This window comes from Pseudomonas sp. KB_15, from assembly GCF_052114525.1.
GTDB lineage: Bacteria > Pseudomonadota > Gammaproteobacteria > Pseudomonadales > Pseudomonadaceae > Aquipseudomonas.
The window spans coordinates 1-475 of the sequence record NZ_JBFREX010000190.1 but is presented as its reverse complement, the minus strand read 5'-3'; the positions used below and the strand labels follow the sequence as shown (position 1 = coordinate 475).

The 475-nt window shown below is 69.8% G+C and carries 2 pseudogenes; one reads left to right on the top strand and one right to left on the bottom strand.

The annotated features are described in order from the left end of the window. Window positions 1-256 (top strand): annotated as a pseudogene (locus AB4Z35_RS30395) (PLP-dependent aminotransferase family protein); the annotation flags it as partial. A gap of 18 nt (window positions 257-274) precedes the next feature. Here AB4Z35_RS30395 and AB4Z35_RS30390 read toward each other — a convergent pair. Then, a pseudogene (locus tag AB4Z35_RS30390) lies at window positions 275-475 on the bottom strand (hypothetical protein); the annotation flags it as partial.

Genomic DNA, 475 nt, shown 5'->3' with positions numbered 1-475 from the left:
GTATTTCCCCGACGATGTACGCGTATCGCGGCCTGACGGCGGTTATTTCCTGTGGGTGGAGTTGGGCGAAGGCTTCGACGCGCTGGCGCTGCATCAGGCGGCCCGGGCGGCGGGTATCGGCATTGCGCCGGGGCCGGTGTTCTCGGCGCGGCAGGGCTTTCGCCATTGCATCCGGATCAACTACGGGCACGCCTGGAACGAGACGGCCGAGGCTGCGGTGAAGACACTGGGCACACTGGCGAAAGCCGGCCGATAGCCGACGAAGCCCGACGATTCAGGCGCGGCGACGCCAGGCCCAGTAGGCTTCCASCAGCCCGAAGCCGCCCTGCATGACGAGGGCCAGCACCGCCGCCGGCACGGCGCCGGCCAGCAGCAGCGTGGAATCGTTGAGCGCCAGACCGGTGGCGATCCGCTCGCCGTAGCCGCCGGCCCCGACGAAGGCGGCGATGGTCGCCGTGCCCACGCTGATGATGGC